At 53.5% G+C, this 17881-nt stretch carries 14 protein-coding genes; all 14 read left to right on the plus strand.

Features of this window, described 5'->3' with window-relative positions:
- Nucleotides 1–394: 394 nt before the first annotated feature.
- Entirely contained in the window at nt 395–1768 is a 1374-nt protein-coding gene (hydA, locus tag FGS84_RS00175; protein WP_138305731.1) for a dihydropyrimidinase, read from the plus strand.
- A gap of 166 nt (nt 1769–1934) precedes the next feature.
- Nucleotides 1935–3377, plus strand: coding sequence for a solute carrier family 23 protein (locus FGS84_RS00180; protein WP_138305732.1), 1443 nt, complete (start codon nt 1935–1937; stop codon nt 3375–3377).
- Nucleotides 3378–3410: 33 nt separating this feature from the next.
- A complete protein-coding gene (locus tag FGS84_RS00185; RefSeq protein ID WP_138305733.1) occupies nt 3411–4835 on the plus strand; it encodes an amidohydrolase in 1425 nt (474 codons plus the stop codon).
- A gap of 3 nt (nt 4836–4838) precedes the next feature.
- On the plus strand, nt 4839–6185 hold the full coding sequence (locus tag FGS84_RS00190; protein ID WP_138305734.1) for an amidohydrolase family protein: 1347 nt from the start codon (nt 4839–4841) through the stop codon (nt 6183–6185).
- Complete coding sequence (locus FGS84_RS00195; protein WP_138305735.1) at nt 6176–8536, plus strand: xanthine dehydrogenase family protein molybdopterin-binding subunit; 2361 nt, start codon at nt 6176–6178, stop codon at nt 8534–8536. Before FGS84_RS00190 ends, FGS84_RS00195 begins: the two co-directional genes overlap by 10 nt.
- 16 nt (nt 8537–8552) lie before the next feature.
- Entirely contained in the window at nt 8553–9428 is an 876-nt protein-coding gene (locus tag FGS84_RS00200; RefSeq protein ID WP_138305736.1) for a xanthine dehydrogenase family protein subunit M, read from the plus strand.
- A gap of 11 nt (nt 9429–9439) precedes the next feature.
- Nucleotides 9440–9922, plus strand: coding sequence for a (2Fe-2S)-binding protein (locus FGS84_RS00205; RefSeq protein ID WP_207739811.1), 483 nt, complete (start codon nt 9440–9442; stop codon nt 9920–9922).
- A gap of 64 nt (nt 9923–9986) precedes the next feature.
- Entirely contained in the window at nt 9987–11183 is a 1197-nt protein-coding gene (gene dpaL / locus FGS84_RS00210) for a diaminopropionate ammonia-lyase (RefSeq protein ID WP_138305738.1), read from the plus strand.
- A 20-nt stretch (nt 11184–11203) separates the two neighbouring features.
- Nucleotides 11204–12403 (plus strand): 4Fe-4S binding protein, encoded by a 1200-nt coding sequence (locus FGS84_RS00215; RefSeq protein WP_138305739.1) that lies wholly within the window; start codon nt 11204–11206, stop codon nt 12401–12403.
- Nucleotides 12404–12476: 73 nt separating this feature from the next.
- Nucleotides 12477–13667, plus strand: coding sequence for a YgeY family selenium metabolism-linked hydrolase (locus tag FGS84_RS00220; protein WP_138305740.1), 1191 nt, complete (start codon nt 12477–12479; stop codon nt 13665–13667).
- Nucleotides 13668–13819: 152 nt separating this feature from the next.
- Entirely contained in the window at nt 13820–14119 is a 300-nt protein-coding gene (locus FGS84_RS00225) for a DUF6506 family protein (RefSeq protein WP_138305741.1), read from the plus strand.
- A 58-nt stretch (nt 14120–14177) separates the two neighbouring features.
- A complete protein-coding gene (locus tag FGS84_RS00230) occupies nt 14178–15107 on the plus strand; it encodes a membrane dipeptidase (RefSeq protein ID WP_138305742.1) in 930 nt (309 codons plus the stop codon).
- Nucleotides 15108–15128: 21 nt separating this feature from the next.
- On the plus strand, nt 15129–15611 hold the full coding sequence (locus FGS84_RS00235) for a (2Fe-2S)-binding protein (RefSeq protein WP_138305743.1): 483 nt from the start codon (nt 15129–15131) through the stop codon (nt 15609–15611).
- A complete protein-coding gene (locus FGS84_RS00240) occupies nt 15601–17865 on the plus strand; it encodes a molybdopterin cofactor-binding domain-containing protein (protein WP_138305744.1) in 2265 nt (754 codons plus the stop codon). The genes FGS84_RS00235 and FGS84_RS00240 overlap by 11 nt, the downstream gene beginning before the upstream one ends.
- Nucleotides 17866–17881 lie beyond the last annotated feature (16 nt).

Consider the following 17881-nt stretch of genomic DNA (forward strand, 5'->3'; position numbering starts at 1 on the left):
AAAAAGACAAATTTGAATTGTCGTTATTTTTAGACGAGAATAACTGATTTATCGGAAAATATCACAAAGAACAGAGGGTAGATTTGTTAGTAATACATGAAAATGCAATGTTTGGCGAAAATCTTTTGGTAGTATATTGACATTTTGAGATGTAAAATGTAGACATAATCAAAAAACTCCAGCAGGAGAGAAAAATTTTTGTTAACCCTAACAAGAGTTTGGCAACCTTTGACAAAGCGTTGCGGCTCTTGTTTTTTTTGTTCATATTTGTCTAAAAATTAACAATAATAGCGGCGGAAGCAGGAGTTTAAAGCTGTTCAGCCGGATAAAGCATGATGGGGCCCCATGAAAAATATGGGCCTGAAATAAAACACAGGACAAAGAGGTGAGAAGGATGCTGTTAAAAAATGGAACCGTTATCAGCGGGACGGAATGTGTGCGGCAGGATATCCGCATCAGCGGGGAACGGATTGTACAGATTGGTCCGGGCCTGGAACCCCTTGAGGGGGAAGAGGTAATGGATGTGTCCGGCTGTCTGGCTGCACCGGGCGGAATCGACGCCCACACCCATTTTGACATGCCCTGCGGCAGCATCATGACATCGGATGATTTTAAGAGCGGCACCAGGGCGGCAGTGGCAGGGGGAACCACCACAGTGATTGATTTCTCGGAACCCGAATACGGAGCCAGCCTCCAGAGCGGTCTGGACCGGTGGCATGAGAAAGCGGACGGACGGTCCTTTGCTGATTACTCCTTCCACATGACCCTGTCCCGGTATGATGAGGGCATGGAGGAGGAAATCCGTTCCATGATTCGCCAGGGAGTCACATCTTTTAAGGCTTACACGGCTTACAAAGGAGACCTGGGAGTGGAGGACCGGGATATGTACCGGCTTCTGGCCCTGATGAAAAAACACGGTGTCCTTTTGATGATACACTGTGAAAACGGCGACATCCTGGATGTGCGCCGGGAGGAACTGGCGGCCGCAGGTCCGGCGGACATATCCCTCCATCCGCTGTCCAGGCCCAATGAGGTGGAGCATGAGGCCGTGTCACGGATGATTGACATGGCAAGACTTCTCACAGCTCCGGTATACATAGTCCACACCAGCACCAGACAGGCGCTGAAGGAGATAGAGGAAGCAAAGGAAGAGGGAGTGAGGGTTTACTGCGAGACTTGTCCCCAATACCTGTTCCTGACAGAGGAAAAGTACCGTCTTCCAGGTTTTGAGGGGGCCAAATATGTCTGCAGCCCGCCGCTGCGAAGCAGCAAAGACCAGGAAGCCCTGTGGCAGGGAATCATGCAGGGCATTGTGGATACGGTTTCCACGGACCACTGTTCCTTTAACTACAAAGGCCAGAAGGATTTGGGCCTGGAGGACTTCCGGCTCATACCAAACGGTCTGCCGGGTGTGGAGAACCGGCTGGAGCTGATGTATTCCCTGGCTGAGAGCCATGGACTTACATACAGCGACATCGCCAGGATAACGGCGGAAAATCCAGCAAAAATATTTGGTTTATATCCAAGGAAAGGAGTGATACAGCCAGGCAGCGACGCTGATTTGGTGATAATCCGGCCGGACAGCAGTCATGTCATCGATTCCGGCACACAGAGGCAGTATGTAGACTACAACCCTTACCAGGGCATGGTAGTTTCACATAAAGTCCAGCATGTATTCCTGAGAGGGCAAAAAATCATAGAGGACGGCGCATTTACGACAGATGTGCCCACCGGCAACTATTTACTCAGGAATCCATTGGTCAGATAGGCTTTTCTCCGGCTTTAGTCTATCTGTCAAGCCTGTACACTGGACGGATAAAGTACCATACCACAGGCACACCCCGGCAGGAACCAGGGTGGGTAACGACGAAGTCAGGAACACCCGAAGGGAAGAAGCCCCCTTTCGTATTCTTAATCAGTTAAAGGAGAACGACATGAATAAGAATGCATCCAAAAGTACTTCAACTATCAAAACAGGCTCTATTTATGAATTAAATGGACGCCCTCCATTCGCACAGGCATTTCCGCTGGGATTCCAGCAGCTTTTAGCCATGTTCGTGGGAAACATTGTTCCCATGATTCTGGTGGCAAATGCATGCGGCATGGACACTTCGCACGCTACACTGCTTCTGCAGTGCTCCATCCTGGGAGCCGGCGTGGCCACACTTCTGCAGGTATTCCCCATACGATTCGGCAATCTTCAATTCGGGTCAGGGCTGCCTGTCATGATGGGACTGACATACACATTTCTTCCCATCTGCATTTCCGTATCTGTCAATTATGGGTTAGGGGTTTTGTTTGGGGCGCAGTTAGTAGGCGGTCTGGTGTCCATTGTCATCGGTTTCGCTCTTCCAAAAATTAGGAGATTCTTCCCGCCGGTTGTGACAGGGACCATCATCACTTCCATCGGCATCTCCTGCTTCCCCATTGCTGCCTATAATCTGGCAGGCGGACAGGGAGACCCGTCCATGGGTCAGCTTCACAACTTTGTCATTGGTCTGATAGTCATTCTGGCCATCCTGATTCTCAACGGATACGGCAAAGGAATGGTCAGCGCGGCAGCCGTACTGGGCGGCATGATTGTGGGATATGTCATAGCAGCCATCTGCGGATACATAAACTTCGCGCCTATCAGCGAAGCAGCATGGTTTGCTGTTCCAAGGCCAATGGCATTTGGAAAACTGGAGTTCCACCTGAACTTTGTTCTGGTCTTTATCCTGCTGTTTTTTATCAATGCAGTGGAAATGTCAGGAGACTTCACGGTTTCAGCCACAGGCGGTCTGAACAGGCAGCCCAAGAACGAGGAGCTGAGAGGCGGCATTATCGCCAACGGCATTGCATGTATCTTTTCCTCTTTCTTCAACTGCTTTGCCACAGGAACCTACAGCCAGTGCTCCGGTATCGTAGCTCTGACAAAGGTCTGTAACCGGTGGGTCATGGGATGGGGAGCCATCACTCTGACCGCGGCAGCCTTCTGCCCCAAGCTGGCCAGCGTGCTTTCCACCATACCTAACTGCGTCATCGGCGGAGCCACAATCGTGGTATTCTCCATGATATGCATGTCCGGCATGAGCCTGGTGGCAAGAGCCAGATTCACCAACAGGGCCATGCTTATATGCGGACCTGCCCTTGCACTGGGACTGGGCATCTCCCTGGCTAAGGATACACTGTCAGGCATGGGTGAGTATGTACAGATGTTCTTCGGGGAGTCTTCCATTATCCTGGTGGCCGGATTTGCCATTGTCCTGAACCTGATTCTTCCAAAGGACCAGACGGACCAGGAAGTGGAGGCAGAGTATATAAGGGAAATCAGCCAGACAGAAGAGGACGGCGCTGCATCTGAAAACGGCAATGAACTGGAGACAGCGAAAGCTTAATTGTGTGAATCAGAGAGAAAAGGAGTTTTGATTATGATTAACCATTTGTTTAAAAACGGAATCATTGTAACGGTAAATCCTGACAGGGAAATATTTTTTCACGGTGCGGTAGCTGTGAAGGACGGCCGGATTGCGGAGGTGGGACCCACCGAGGCATTGGAGGCCAAGTATACGGACTGTGAACGGGTGACGGACCTGGAGGGCAGGGTAATGTTCCCCGGCTTTGTAAGCACCCACAACCATTTGTTCCAGACCCTGCTTAGGGGACTGGGAGATGATATGGTATTAAAGGACTGGCTGGAAACCATGACCTTCCCCGCAGCCACCAATCTGACTCCTGATGACTGCTACCACGGCGCCATGCTGGGCCTGATGGAGGGCATCCACAGCGGCATCACCACCAATGTGGATTATATGTACCCCCATCCAAGGGAAGGACTGGACGACGGCGTTATAAAGGCCATGAGAGAACTGGGAATCCGCGGCATCTTCGGCAGGGGATGTATGGACACCGGTATTGAGTACGGCGTGCATCCGGGCATCACACAGCAGAAGGACGACATTGAGAAGGGTGTCAGGGACATCTTTGAGCGTTACCACAACTGCGACAACGGCCGCATCAAAATCTGGGTGGCTCCGGCAGCCATGTGGTCCAATACCAAAGAGACGCTGCAGATGCTGTGGAAGGTGACCAACGAATATAAGTCAGGCTTCACCGTACATATCTCAGAAACAGAGTTTGACAGGGAGGCAGCCAAGGGAATTCACGGCTTGTGGGATATAGACGCCATGATTGACATGGGAATCTGCGGACCCAATGTACTGATGGTGCACTGCGTACATCTGACGGATGAGGATATCGAGAAGGCAAGAAAATATGACCTTAAGATTTCCCACAACGTATGTTCCAACATGTACCTGTCCTCAGGCGTGGCCCCGATTCCAAAGCTTTTAAAGGCAGGCGTCACCTGTTCCCTGGGCGTGGACGGAGCAGCCTCCAACAACGCCAACGACATGATAGAGCTGATGAAGAACACGGCCCTGATGCAGAAATGCGCTACCAGGGACCCGCTGTCCATGTCAGCTGAGAAAGTAGTGGAGATGGCCACCATTGACGGCGCAAGGGCTATTGGCATGGAGGATGAGATTGGCTCCATCCAGGCAGGCAAGAAGGCTGACCTGGTAATCTTTGACCCTTATGAATGCGTCAAGGCAGTGCCCCTTCACAATCCATGCTCCACCCTGGTGTACTCCGCATCCTTAAAGAACATTACAGATGTGTATGTAGACGGCAGGGCGGTTATGGAAAAGGGCGTCATCCTTACGGTGGAGGATGAAAAGACAGAGCTCCGGGCAGCCCAGAAGGCAGCGGAGGAGCTTTGTGTGAGAGGCAATATCACCAACCGCTTGGAAGGACATAAGTGGAACGATACTTATAGAAAATATGAGAGGCAGTAAATAATGACAAAAAATGGAAATCTGGCAGCGGCCATTATAAAACCAGACTATGTATTGACGCCTGAGGGCCTGAAAAAGGGCTGGGGCGTCCGGATTGAAGAAGGACGGATTGCCTGTGTGGGTCCATGGGATACGCTTGGGAACGGAAGCAGCGGGGAGGCGCAGACAATCTGCCTTCCGGGACAGATGCTTCTTCCGGGCTTTGTAAATGGGCACAACCACATGTACGGCGTTCTTTCCCACGGCATTACGGCAGAGGCAATGGTAACGGATTTCTCCGATTATCTGGAGGATTTCTGGTGGCCCTACGTGGAGGACAGAGTGGACCATGACCTGGCGCGAATCACAACCAGGTGGGCCTGCGTGGAGATGATTGACTCCGGGGTCACATCCTTTGTGGATATCCTGGAAGGACCTAATTCCATTCCCGGCGCCCTTGAGGTAGAAAAAGAGGAGGTGGAAAGGGCCGGCCTGCGCGGCCGACTGTCCTTTGAAGCCTGTGAGAGAAAGAGCGGAGAGAACGGCAGGCTGGGCCTGAAGGAGAATTTTGACTTTGCCATGGCCTGCAATCAGGAAGACGGCCTGGTGAAAGGCGTCATGAGCATTCACACCCTGTTTACCTGCGGCGAGGATTTCATACGTGAGGCAAAGCATATGGCAGATGAAGCCGGCTGCCTGCTTCACATGCATATGAGTGAAAGCGACCTTGAACCGGCATGGGCCAGGGAGCATCTGGGAACCACGCCTGTGGAGGCATACAACGGCTTTGGATGCCTGGACAAAAATGTCCTGGCTTCCCAGCTGGTGCAGGTCACTGATAAGGAAATAGCCATTCTGGCGGAAAAGGACGTAAAGGCCATTTCCATGCCCCTGTCCAACTGCGAGGTGGGAGGCGGAATCGCTCCCATCGAGAAGATGCTGGATGCAGGCATGACGGTTGGCCTGGGCACAGACGGCTATGTGAACAACTTCTTTGAAGTGATGCGGGGCGCGTTCCTGATACACAAGGGCTACCATAAGGACCCCCAGGCCATGCCTGCAAAGAAGGTATTTTGCATGGCCACAGAGCTGGGCGCAAGGGCTGTGGGCATAGAGGCGGGCGTCATTAAGGAAGGCATGCTGGCCGACCTGATTACCGTGGATATGGCCAGACCCACCCCTATCAATCAACATAACGTATATGACCAATTAGTACTTTTTACCAACCCCCAGAACGTGATAAACGTGATGGTGGGAGGCACATGGCTTAAGAGGGACGGGAAACTGGTTACCCTTGACAAGGAGGCTGTGCGCAGGGAGATGGAAGAAAAGACAGAGCGGTTCTGGAAAGGAGATTCAGAATGTCGTTAACAAAAGTAGGCGAAAAACATTTTTCTGTGGTTAACCACTGCGTACCCCGTATTGACGGGGTGGATAAGGTAACAGGAAGGGCGCGCTACGCAGCGGACATCTATATGGAAGGAATGCTTTACGCTGGAGTTTTGCGAAGCCCCTATTCCAGTGCCAAAGTAGTGTCCATTGATGCTGAAAAAGCAAAAGCGATTCCGGGTGTGGAGGCAGTGGTTACCTGCTTTGATATGCCCCGCACCAGAAGCTGGGCAGGGTACATGTACCTGACCGATACCATCCGTTACTCCGGTGACTGTGTGGCCATGGTTGCGGCCCGGTCAAAGGAGCTGGTGGATGAGGCTCTGGAGGCGATTCATGCAGAGTATGAGGAGCTTCCGGGCGTGTATACCATTGAGGAGGCCTTAAGCCAGGGCGCCTGTGCTGTCCATGAAAAATATCCCGACAATATTTTCAGGGAATCCATGTTCCATATCCGCAAAGGCGACCCGGATGCAGCATTTGAAAAGGCTGACATTGTTCTGGAAAGGGAATACAGGACCCAGTACATTGAGCACTCTTACATTGAACCGGAGGCATGCGTCTGTTACCTGAACCCCAACGACGGAGCCATGACCGTGCATTCCGCTTCCCAGAACCCCTTCTTTACAAGACGCTATGTGGCGGATGTGCTGGGAGTTCCCATGAACCAGGTCCGCATGGTGCAGGAAACCTTAGGCGGCACCTTCGGAGGCAAGGAAGAGGGAGCAGGGCTGGTGGCAGGCAGATGCGCCTACCTGTGCAGCCTGACGAAAAAGCCTGTGAAGTTTGTGTTTAACAGGGAGGACTCCTTCCTGGAATCTGCAAAGCGCCATCCCTTCCGTCTGCGCTACAAGGCCGGACTTACAAAGGACGGCCGGATTGTGGCCTGGCAGGGCGAGCAAGTGGATAACTGCGGAGCCTACAATAACCAGACCCAGTTCATGAACTGGAGGGCCAATGTCCATTCAGCAGGCCCTTATGAGATTGACAACATCAGCACAGATACATACGGCGTGTTCACAAACAATGTGCACTCCGGAGCCATGAGAGGCTATTCATCCCCGCAGCTGATTTGGGCGCAGGAGCAGTTCATCGAGGAGCTGGCCATGGCCTGCGGCATGGATGAGCTGGAATTCCGCCGCAAGAACCTTCTCCACGACGGAGCACTGACAGCCACCGGCGTTCCTGTGGAACACTGCGTCATCCGGGAAATCATGGATGCAACAGCGGAACAGACCGGTTATAAGGAGAAACACGCAGCCTACTTAAACCAGCCTGAGGGAAGCCGCAGGCGCAGGGGCATCGGCCTGGCCGTATGCCACAGGGGTTCAGGCCTGGGAGCCGAGTCTCCGGATGCATCCGGATGTATGATGATTTGCAACGAGGACGGTTCCGTGATGATTAACTCCGGTCTGGCGGAGAACGGCCAGGGCTTAAAGACAGCCTATGCCCAGATTGCGGCAGAGGCCCTGGGCGTAAGCTATGACGCGGTCCGTTTCTTCGGCACTGACACCCACACCATACCGGACTGCGGCATGACCGTTGCTTCCAGAGGAACGGTTATGGGAGCACAGTCTGTCAGGAAGACAGGAGAGAAGTTAAAAGGAGTCATGATTCAGAATGCTCTGGAGCTCCACAGCCTTCCTCTGGAGGAAATCGAGAAGACATACGGCCTTAAGAAGGGAACCCTGGATTACAGCAGGATAACCCCGGACCAGGTGGAGCTGTTAGACAGCCAGTTTTATTTGAAGAAATACCCGGATGTGAAGGTTCCCTTCTCCGGTGTCTGCAATTCCTGTCTCTGGACCGGCAAGCAGATGGCTGCCTTTGAATGGTTTAAGCCCCAGGAGCTGGTTCAGGACCACGAAACAGGCCAGGGAAAAGCATTCCCCACCTTTGCTTACGGCTGCATTGTGGCTGAAGTGGAAGTGGATATGAAAACCGGCTATGTGGATGTGCTGGAGGTAACAGCCAGCCACGACGTGGGAACAGCCATTAATCCGGCCCTTGTAAAGGGACAGATTTACGGAGGCATTGTCATGGGCCAGGGCTTTGCGGTGACAGAGGACGTGGTTACCGGAAAGAGAGGCCAGAAGACAAAGAACTTTGACAGCTATATTCTTCCCACCTCCATGGACGCACCGAAAATGAACATTAATATCTATGAAAACCAGGACCCGGCAGGTACCTATGGGGCAAAATCCATCGGAGAACCAGCCACCGAGGGCGTGGGGGCAGCCATTGCCAATGCCATCTTTAACGCCACCGGACGCCGGGTCTATGAGAATCCTGCAGACTTAGAGACAGTATTGCTGGGACATAAATTACAGTAGAAGGGAGATTCGGCAAATGATTCAGTATAAGTATCACAGGGCCGCTTCCCTGGACGACGTAGTGAAGGTGCTGCAGGAATACGGCGGCAAGGCCCGTATCGTCGCCGGGGGCACGGATATCATGGTGCAGATTCATGAAAAGGATAAACGCTGGAAGGACCTCCAGTGTCTGCTTGACATCACCTATTTAGACAAGGAGCTGCGCTATATCAGCGAGGATGAGGAGTATGTCTACATCGGCCCCCTGTCCACACACACGGATTTGGAGCAGTCAAAAATTATTGCAGAGCACATCCCCTTTCTGGGATGGGCCAGCGCAACTGTGGGTTCCCCGCAGATACGCAACCGCGGCACCCTGGGCGGAAGCATAGGCAATGCATTCCCTGCCTCTGACCCGCTGCCTGCCCTGATTGCTGCAGACGCCCTTATCAGGGTGTATGGGCAGGATGGGGAACGCATCAGCCCTCTGAAGGATTTTTATGAGGGAAAGGGAAGCCTTAAGCTTCAGCCGGGAGAATTCATCCGTGAATTCGTGGTGAAGAAACTGCCTGAGGGAACCAGAATGGGATTTTCCAAGCTGGGCAGGAGAAAGGCACTGGCCATATCCAGGCTTAACTGTGCGGCCGCCCTTACCATGGACTCTGAGGGAACCATCACAGAGGCCAGAATTGCACCGGGTTGTATCTTTGTACAGCCTGACAGGGTGGAGAAGGCAGAACAGGTCCTCATTGGACAGAAACCCTCCGAAGCGCTGTTTGCCAAAGCAGGGGCAGCCGTGGCAGAGGTTATGATTGAGCGTACCGGCGTCCGCTGGTCCACCCAGTATAAGGAGCCGGCGGTCCAGGAAATCGTACTTCGGGCCCTGTGCCAGGCAGCAGGAATGGAGGTATAGCAGTGGAGAAGATGAAGATAAATTTTACATTGAATGGAAAGCCCTGCCAGGTGGAGGTCAAACCGCACCAGAGGCTTCTGGATATGCTGAGGGACGACCTGCGCCTGACCGGTACAAAGGAAGGCTGCGGAATCGGTGAGTGCGGCGCCTGTACCGTGATTCTGGACGGAAAGGCAGTTACAGCCTGCCTGGTGCCTGCACCGGCCGTGGACGGACGTGATGTGGTTACCATCGAGGGCGTGGGCTGTGACGGAAAGCTGGACCCGGTGCAGGAGGCGGTTCTTGAAAACCACGCCCTCCAGTGCGGATTCTGTACTCCGGGATTTATCATGAGCGCCAAGGCGCTGTTAGACGAGAACCCGGATGCAACACGGGAGGAAATCCGCCGGGCCATATCCGGAAACCTGTGCCGCTGCACAGGGTACGAACAGCTGACCGACGCCATCTACCAGGCAGCAGAGGAGCTTAAGAAGCTTCACATGGAGAGGCTGTAGCGGATAAATAAAGCAGGGCCGGTGGATGACTGCCCTCAATATAAAATCAAGGAGATATTGGAACATGAGCTGTGAAATCAAATGGGCTTTAAACAAAATGCCTAAGACCGAAGATAAAAATCTTCCCATCATGTCTGTGGTGGAGGTAAAGAAGGCAAGGGCTTTCCATGAGAGCATTCCCCAGTACCAGGTAACGCCTCTGGCAGACCTTAAGAACATGGCAGGATATCTGGGCCTGGCCAAGGCCTGTGTAAAGGATGAGAGCTACCGGTTCGGCTTAAATGCATTCAAGGTATTAGGCGGTTCCTATGCCATTGCAAAATACATTGCCAAGGAGACTGGGCGGGACATCAGCCAGATGCCGTACAGCGTGCTCACCTCCAAAGAGCTTCGCGATGAGTTCGGCCAGGCAACCTTTTTCTCAGCAACAGACGGCAACCACGGCAGAGGTGTTGCCTGGGCAGCCAACCGGCTGGGGCAGAAATGCGTTATCCGCATGCCTGTGGGCTCCACCGAGAACAGGCGCCGCCACATTGAGGACGAGGGCGCTGAGTGTACCATTGAGAAGGTAAATTACGACGACTGTGTCAGGATGGTAGCCGAGGAGGCAAAACACGCGGAGCGCGGCGTGGTTATCCAGGACACTGCATGGGAAGGCTACGAGGAGATTCCTTCCTGGATTATGCAGGGCTATTCCACCATGGCGGACGAGGCAGTGGAGCAGTTTGAGGAGCGCCCCACCCATGTGTTTGTCCAGGCCGGCGTGGGAAGCCTGGCAGGAGGCGTGGTGGGCTACTTTGCCAACAAGTATAAGAAGAATCCTCCGGTGATGGTAGTGGTGGAAGCAGAGCCTGCGGCCTGCCTCTACAAGGGGGCGGAGGCAGCAGACGGGGAAATCCGTATTGTGGACGGCGAGATGCCTACCATTATGGCCGGACTGTGCTGCGGCGAACCCAATATCACTTCCTGGGATATCTTAAAGAACCATGTGACTGCATTCCTGGCAGTGAATGATGATGTGGCCAGAAGGGGCATGCGTATGCTGGCAGCTCCCTTTAAGGGAGACCCCCAGGTCATTTCCGGTGAGTCCGGCGCAGCCACATTCGGCGCCCTGGCCACCATCATGATGGATGAATCCTACCGCGAGCTGCGTTTAGAGCTTGGACTGGACCAGGATTCCAAGGTACTTATGTTCTCCACCGAGGGAGACACGGACCCTGACCGCTATAAGACCATTGTATGGGAAGGCGGACTTAAGTAAACAAAAGCTGGAGGTAAATTATGTTAGATAAATCAAAATTAACCGGAGCAGATATCTCCATAGACTTCTGCGGATGCCATCTGCAGAGCCCCTACATCCTCTCGTCCGGCCCCTTATGCTACGGGGCTGAGGGAATGATTAAGGGCCATGAGTCCGGGGCCGGGGCCGTGGTGACAAAGACCATCCGCCTGGGAGCCGCCATCAACCCGGTGCACCACATGGGCACTGTGAACCAGGATTCCCTGATTAACTGTGAGAAATGGGCTGATTCCGACCGTCTTAACTGGTATGAGAACGAGATACCCAAAACCGTTGCAGCGGGAGCTGTTGTCATTGGTTCCGTGGGCCACACCCTGAAGGAGGCCCAGGCCATTGTAAAGGATGTGGAACGTGCGGGGGCCCATATGATTGAGCTGGTTTCCTATACAGAGGATACCCTGATTCCCATGCTGGACTATACCAAGGCGCATGTGGACATTCCCGTTATCTGCAAGCTGTCCGGCAACTGGCCCGACACAGTGGGAACTGCCAGAAAATGTCTGGAGCACGGTGCAAACGGTATCTGCGCCATTGATTCCATCGGCCCCACGCTGAAGATTGATATTGAGAAGGCAGCGCCCGAGATGATGAGCGGGGACGGCTTTGGATGGATGACAGGAGCTGCCATGAGACCCATTGCCATGCGCTACAATTACCAGATAGCCAAAGAAAACCCGCAGCTCATGAACCTGTATGCATCCGGCGGAGTCATGAAGGCCGATGATGCCATTGAGTACATGATGGCGGGAGCCATGGGCATAGGCGTCTGCACCGCAGGCATCCTTAAGGGCGTGGAGTATGTGGAGAAAATGTGCTACGACCTGTCCAGGCGTCTGGCTGAGCTGGGATACAACTCCATCCAGGAAGTAAACAGGGCAGCCCATCCCAATTTCCCCAGTGAAGAGCATATTTCCGGCCTGAAGTTCCATTTTACCCCATTTAAGGAGGACGGCGCCACAAAGAAATGTGTGAGCTGCAAAAAGTGCGAGACAGTCTGCTGCTATGACGCCAGGAAGCTCACCTTCCCTGAGATGACAGTGGATATGGATAAATGCAGATGCTGCGGACTCTGCCTGGATGTATGTCCTACAGGCGCCCTCACGGCGGAGCTGGCTCCCCAGACAGAAAAGGACCTTGCTCTGGCGCAGAAGTCAAAGGACTTCTACGAGCTGGTGAAGTAGTTAACCCTGATGGCCGCTGCTTTATCCGGCACTGTCAGGGAATCCATTCATATATAGAAAGGAAGAAAAACAAATGTCAATGTTAAACGAGAAAAGGGCGGAGGAACTCCTGGCCCTCACAACCAAGATGATTCAGGCTCCCAGCTACAGCGGACAGGAGAACCTGGTAGTAGACGTAATGAAGAAATTCTGTGACGAGCACAAGTTTACGGATATCCATGTAGACAGATACGGCAACTGCATCTGCCATATCAAGGGTATGAGGCCGGGACCAAAGATTCTGTTTGACGGCCATATGGATACGGTTCCTGTACCGGATAAGACAAAATGGAATCACGACCCATTCGGCGCTGAAATCGTGGACGGCCGGATGTACGGACGGGGAACCTCCGACATGAAGGGCGCCCTGTCAGCCATGCTGGCAGCAGCACTTTACTATGCAGAGGATGCGGATTATGACTTCCCGGGGGATATCTATGTGGCGGGCGTTGTCCATGAGGAGTGCTTTGAGGGCGTGGCTGCAAGGGAAATCAGCGCTTATGTAAAGCCGGATTATGTTATCATCGGCGAGGCGTCCCAGTTAAATATGAAGATTGGCCAGAGAGGCCGTGCGGAAATCGTGGTGGAGACCTTCGGTGTTCCGGCGCACTCTGCCAGCCCTGACAAGGGAGTCAATGCTGTCTATAAGATGTGCAAGGTAATTGAGGAAATCAATAAGCTGACACCGCCTCACCACGATGTGCTGGGCGACGGCATCCTGGAACTGGTGGATGTAAAATCCTCCCCATATCCGGGCGCATCCGTTGTGCCGGATTATTGCCGCGCAACCTATGACAGACGTCTGCTGACCGGAGAGACAAAGGAGAGCGTTATAGCTCCGCTGCAGGAGCTGCTGGACCGTATGATGAAGGAAGACCCGCAGTTAAAGGCAAAGGTTTCCTACGCAGTGGGACAGGAGAAGTGCTGGACCGGAGAAACAATTGAGGCAGAGCGTTTCTTCCCGGGATGGCTCTTCGACAAGAATGAGGACTGGGTACAGAACATTTATAAGGAAATGAAGGAAATCGGCCTGAACCCAACCATCACCAACTATGATTTCTGCACCAATGCCAGCCACTATGCAGGCGAGGCGGGAATCCGTTCCGTAGGCGTTGGCCCGTCCCTTGAGACACTGGCCCACACCATCAACGAATACATTGAGATAGACCAGCTGAACAAAGTAATGGAATCCTATTACGGAGTTATGAAGGCGCTGTTGAAATAGCAGCATAAAAAGGATAGTTCCCTGGGAAGCAGGGCTTAAGCGTGTAAGGTCCATACCCACACGCTTTGCCCTGTTTGCCGGGGTCAGATGCGTATAGCACGTAAGCGCCTAAAAGACAGGCGCTAAGTGCTCATAGCGAGAAAGGATTTATTATGGCGATGAAGAAATGGGCTATGGTAATTATGAACCCGGGTTATGACCCGGAAAAAGACATGGCGCGCCTGGATTTGGAGCAGGTTGAGACGCATATCCTCACGGTGAGGAATCCTGAGGAGGCCGTGGCCCTGGCGAAACGTCTGGGTGAAGAGGGCTTTGGGGCCATTGAGGTCTGCGGGGCTTTCGGTGAAGAACTGGCAAAGAAAATGTATGAAGCAACAGGATGCAGGGTTCCGGTGGGCTATGTGACCATGCCCCAGGACCAGTTTGACAAGGCGCTGGCATTCTGGAGCTGACCGCAGGCTGTGCCGGAGGGCCGGCACAGACAAATCCAGTGAGAAAGGAATACATACTATGAGGCTCTTTGATTTACACTGCGACACCATAGAAGAATTAAAGAAACGGGGAGAGGATTATCTTAACTGCACCACCCAGTTCTCCCTCAGGGACCGGGATAAATTTGAAAAGGCAGTCCAGGTCATGGCTGTATTTGTGCCCGATGATGTCCGCGGACAGGAGGCAGTGCAGTTTGTGCTGGATTACCACCAGTACATGGATGACCAGGTCAGAAGAACCGGGGGCCAGGCTGAACTGGTGGAAAAAATTGCGGATTTGGACCGGATACTGGATGCAGGAAAATGGGCCTTTATCCGCTCCATTGAAAGCGGGGCAGCCTTAAACGGTGACCTGGACAACGTAGACCGCTTTGCAGCCCTGAATTTCAAAATGCTGGGGCTGGTATGGAACGGGGCCAATGAGCTGGGGTCCGGTCCGGCCAATGATACCGGGCTCACAGCCTTTGGAAAGGAAGCAGTAAAGCGGATGGAGCAGGTGGGCATGATTGTGGACTGTTCCCATCTCAACGATGCGGGGTTTGAGGACCTTCTGAACATTGCAGAACGTCCCTTCGTGGCATCCCACTCCAATGTCAGGGCGTGCTGCAGCCACCCCAGAAACCTTACGGACGCGCAGTTTAAGGAAATCGTGCGCCGGGGAGGCCTGTGCGGACTGAATCTGTTCTCCCGGTTCATAGATGACGATGACAATGGAAGCAAGGATTATCTGCTGCGCCACATCTACCACATGCTGGAGCTGGGCGGAGAGGATGTGATAGCCTGGGGCGGGGACATGGACGGTGAGATTACCTGCGACCCCGACCTGTCTTCGCCTTACGGTCTGGGACAGTTTGCGGACTATCTGGTGGAACACGGCATTGGGGAAGAAACAGTGAAAAAGATTTTCTTTGACAATGCGTACCGGTTCTTCAAACAACAAGTCAAATGATGTTCTGAAAGGAAATACAATATGGAAACAATTAGCCTGAATATCAACGGGGTCTGTCGGGAACTGGCAGTTGGAAAAAACTGGACGCTGTTAAAGACGCTGAGGGACGGCCTGAAGCTAACAGGAACCAAATGCGGCTGCGAAACAGGGGACTGCGGCGCCTGCATGGTCATTATAGACGGAATTGCCACCCGTTCTTGCCTGGTAAAGGCTGTTAATCTGGAAGGCAAGGCCATTGAAACCATTGAGGGCCTTTCAGACGGCATCCATCTGCATCCAATCCAGCAGGCCTTTGTGGATGCGGGAGCTGTTCAGTGCGGCTTCTGTATTCCGGGTATGATTATGTCAGCCAAGGCTCTTCTGGACCAGAACCCGGACCCCGATGAGGAGGAGGTCAGAAAGGCCATTGACCCTAATCTCTGCCGCTGCACCGGGTATGACAATATCGTGAAAGCCATTTTACTGGCTGCCAGTCGGATGGGAGGAAAACGGGATGGAGAATGAATACAGTGTAATCGGAAAACCAAGACCCATAGGCGACGCTGCCCTGAAGGTAACGGGACAGAAAATATATGTAGGTGATATGGAACTGCCCGGAATGCTCTACGCAAAGGTGCTCCTGAGCACGGTGCCCCATGCCAGAATCAAGAGCATCGACACCTCCGCGGCCGAGGCCCTGCCTGGGGTGAGGGCAGTGGCCACCTATAAGAATACGCCCCAGGTGCGCTACAACAGCGCGGTCCGCTTCATTGAGCACAAGCTTCCTGACACGGAGCGTATCTTTGACGATACCGTTCGTTTTGTGGGGGACCGGGTGGCTGCCGTGGCAGCAGAGTCCCTGGATATTGCCAAAAGGGCAGTAAACCTGATTAAGGTGGAGTACGAAGCCCTGCCTGTGATTACCGATGTGGAGGAAGCCGTTAAGCCCGAAGCCTACCCGATTCATGAGGGAGGCAACATCGTGGGCGTATCCAGGGCAGAGGCAGGCAACGTGGAGAAGGCTTTTAAGGAGTGCGATTATGTATTTGAGGACCGCTACACCACCCAGGCCATCCACCATGCTGCCATTGAACCGCACATAGCCATAGCTGACTTTAATCCGGCCGGAAAGCTGACCATATACAGCCCATGCCAGAATACCTTTGCCTTCCGTGTCATTATGTCCCGTATCTTCGGCCTGTCTTATAACAAGATACGGATGGTGGCCCCGGCCATCGGCGGAGCCTTTGGAGGCAAGCTGGAGGTGACAGTGGAGCCGGTGGCGGCAGTGCTGTCCCGGATGACGGGAAAGCCTGTGAAGGTGGAGTACAACCGGAAGGAAAGCATCCTGTCCACCCGTGTGCGCCATGCCTCTGTGAATTATGTGAAGACGGGATTCATGAAGGACGGCACATTAAAGGCAGTGGACTTTAAGGTTTACACCAATACGGGAGCCTATGCGTCCAGCGCCCTGAACGTAAGCGGCGCCATGTCCCACAAGGTCTTTAAGGCATATAAGATTGACCACATGCGTTTTCAGTGCCAGCCCGTGTACACCAATACCGAGATAGCAGGAGCCATGAGAGGGTACGGCTCGCCCCAGGTCTATTTCGGATGGCAGAGACAGATGCAGAAAATTGCCGATTTCCTCCACATGGATATGGCTGACCTGCAGATGAAGAATATGGTGGACCCTGACAGCTGCGACCCTATTTTCCACAAGCCCCACGGCAACTCCAGGCCCAAGGACTGCTTAAAGCGGGCACTGGAGCTCATAGATTATGAAGCCTGCCTGAAGGAGCAGGAGGCCACCAGGAATCAGGATATCCGTATAGGCGTGGGCCTGGCATTGGGAGTCCACGGCAACAACTGCGTAGGCGCCCACCGGGATGTGACCACCCCCATGATTAAGATGAATGAGGACGGCTCCTGCATTTACTATACCGGTTCCCACGACATGGGTACCGATACCCTGGGAATGCAGATGCAGATTGTCTCAGAGGTGCTGGGAATCAGCATGGACCGGATTGACTGCCTGGCAGCGGACACGGATGTGGTCCACTGGCATATCGGGGACTATTCCAGCCGCGGCGTGTTCGTGGCAGGAAGCGCGGCCAAGAAAACAGCCGAGGCAATGAAACGGGAACTGCAGACAGAGGCAGCCAAGCTTCTGGAGACAGAGCCGGATGATATCGTGCTTCACCATGACAGTGCCTGGAGCCGGACCAATGAGGAGAAACATGCCTCCCTTCACGATGTGATGGTTTACTGCCAGTCCGTGAGCATGAGGGAGCTGATGGTGGCTGAGACTTACGAGGCAAAACGGGGCGCCACTTCCTACGGGGTACATATTGCCAAGGTGGAAGTCAACACCCTGACCGGGGAGGTAAGACCCCTGGAATATGCGGCGGTTCACGACATCGGCCGCGCCATCAATCCGCTGATGCTGAAGGGACAGCTGGCAGGTGCCATCCAGATGGGACTGGGTTACGGTCTGTGCGAGGACATGGCCTATGACGGGAATGGAAAGCCCCAGGTACAGACACTGAAAAAATACAAGGTTCTCCGGGCATCGCAGATGCCTAAGCTCTATATGGACTTTGTGGAAACCGTGGAAGGGGAACCGGACGGCCCTTACGGGGCAAAGGCCCTGGGCGAGTGTCCTGTGGTTCCGGCTGCTCCGGCAGTGGTGAATGCAATCTGCAACGCTGTCCACGGGGAAATCAATGAACTTCCGGCAAGGCCCGACCGGGTTCTGGCAGCCTTGGGAGATAAATAGAACTTCATACGGTGCA

The sequence above is a fragment of the Clostridium sp. 1001271st1 H5 genome (assembly GCF_005845215.1).
Taxonomy (GTDB): Bacteria; Bacillota; Clostridia; order Lachnospirales; family Lachnospiraceae; genus Enterocloster.

What these genes read in the sequence shown, in the direction of transcription:
- FGS84_RS00200 (WP_138305736.1), top strand. Translation starts at nt 8,553, where the DNA reads ATGATTCAGTATAAGTATCACAGGGCCGCTTCCCTGGACGACGTAGTG.
- FGS84_RS00195 (WP_138305735.1), top strand. Translation starts at nt 6,176, where the DNA reads ATGTCGTTAACAAAAGTAGGCGAAAAACATTTTTCTGTGGTTAACCAC.
- FGS84_RS00240 (WP_138305744.1), top strand. Translation starts at nt 15,601, where the DNA reads ATGGAGAATGAATACAGTGTAATCGGAAAACCAAGACCCATAGGCGAC.
- FGS84_RS00235 (WP_138305743.1), top strand. Translation starts at nt 15,129, where the DNA reads ATGGAAACAATTAGCCTGAATATCAACGGGGTCTGTCGGGAACTGGCA.
- FGS84_RS00225 (WP_138305741.1), top strand. Translation starts at nt 13,820, where the DNA reads ATGGCGATGAAGAAATGGGCTATGGTAATTATGAACCCGGGTTATGAC.
- FGS84_RS00180 (WP_138305732.1), top strand. Translation starts at nt 1,935, where the DNA reads ATGAATAAGAATGCATCCAAAAGTACTTCAACTATCAAAACAGGCTCT.
- FGS84_RS00185 (WP_138305733.1), top strand. Translation starts at nt 3,411, where the DNA reads ATGATTAACCATTTGTTTAAAAACGGAATCATTGTAACGGTAAATCCT.
- FGS84_RS00205 (WP_207739811.1), top strand. Translation starts at nt 9,440, where the DNA reads ATGAAGATAAATTTTACATTGAATGGAAAGCCCTGCCAGGTGGAGGTC.
- FGS84_RS00190 (WP_138305734.1), top strand. Translation starts at nt 4,839, where the DNA reads ATGACAAAAAATGGAAATCTGGCAGCGGCCATTATAAAACCAGACTAT.
- FGS84_RS00215 (WP_138305739.1), top strand. Translation starts at nt 11,204, where the DNA reads ATGTTAGATAAATCAAAATTAACCGGAGCAGATATCTCCATAGACTTC.
- hydA (WP_138305731.1), top strand. Translation starts at nt 395, where the DNA reads ATGCTGTTAAAAAATGGAACCGTTATCAGCGGGACGGAATGTGTGCGG.
- dpaL (WP_138305738.1), top strand. Translation starts at nt 9,987, where the DNA reads ATGAGCTGTGAAATCAAATGGGCTTTAAACAAAATGCCTAAGACCGAA.
- FGS84_RS00220 (WP_138305740.1), top strand. Translation starts at nt 12,477, where the DNA reads ATGTCAATGTTAAACGAGAAAAGGGCGGAGGAACTCCTGGCCCTCACA.
- FGS84_RS00230 (WP_138305742.1), top strand. Translation starts at nt 14,178, where the DNA reads ATGAGGCTCTTTGATTTACACTGCGACACCATAGAAGAATTAAAGAAA.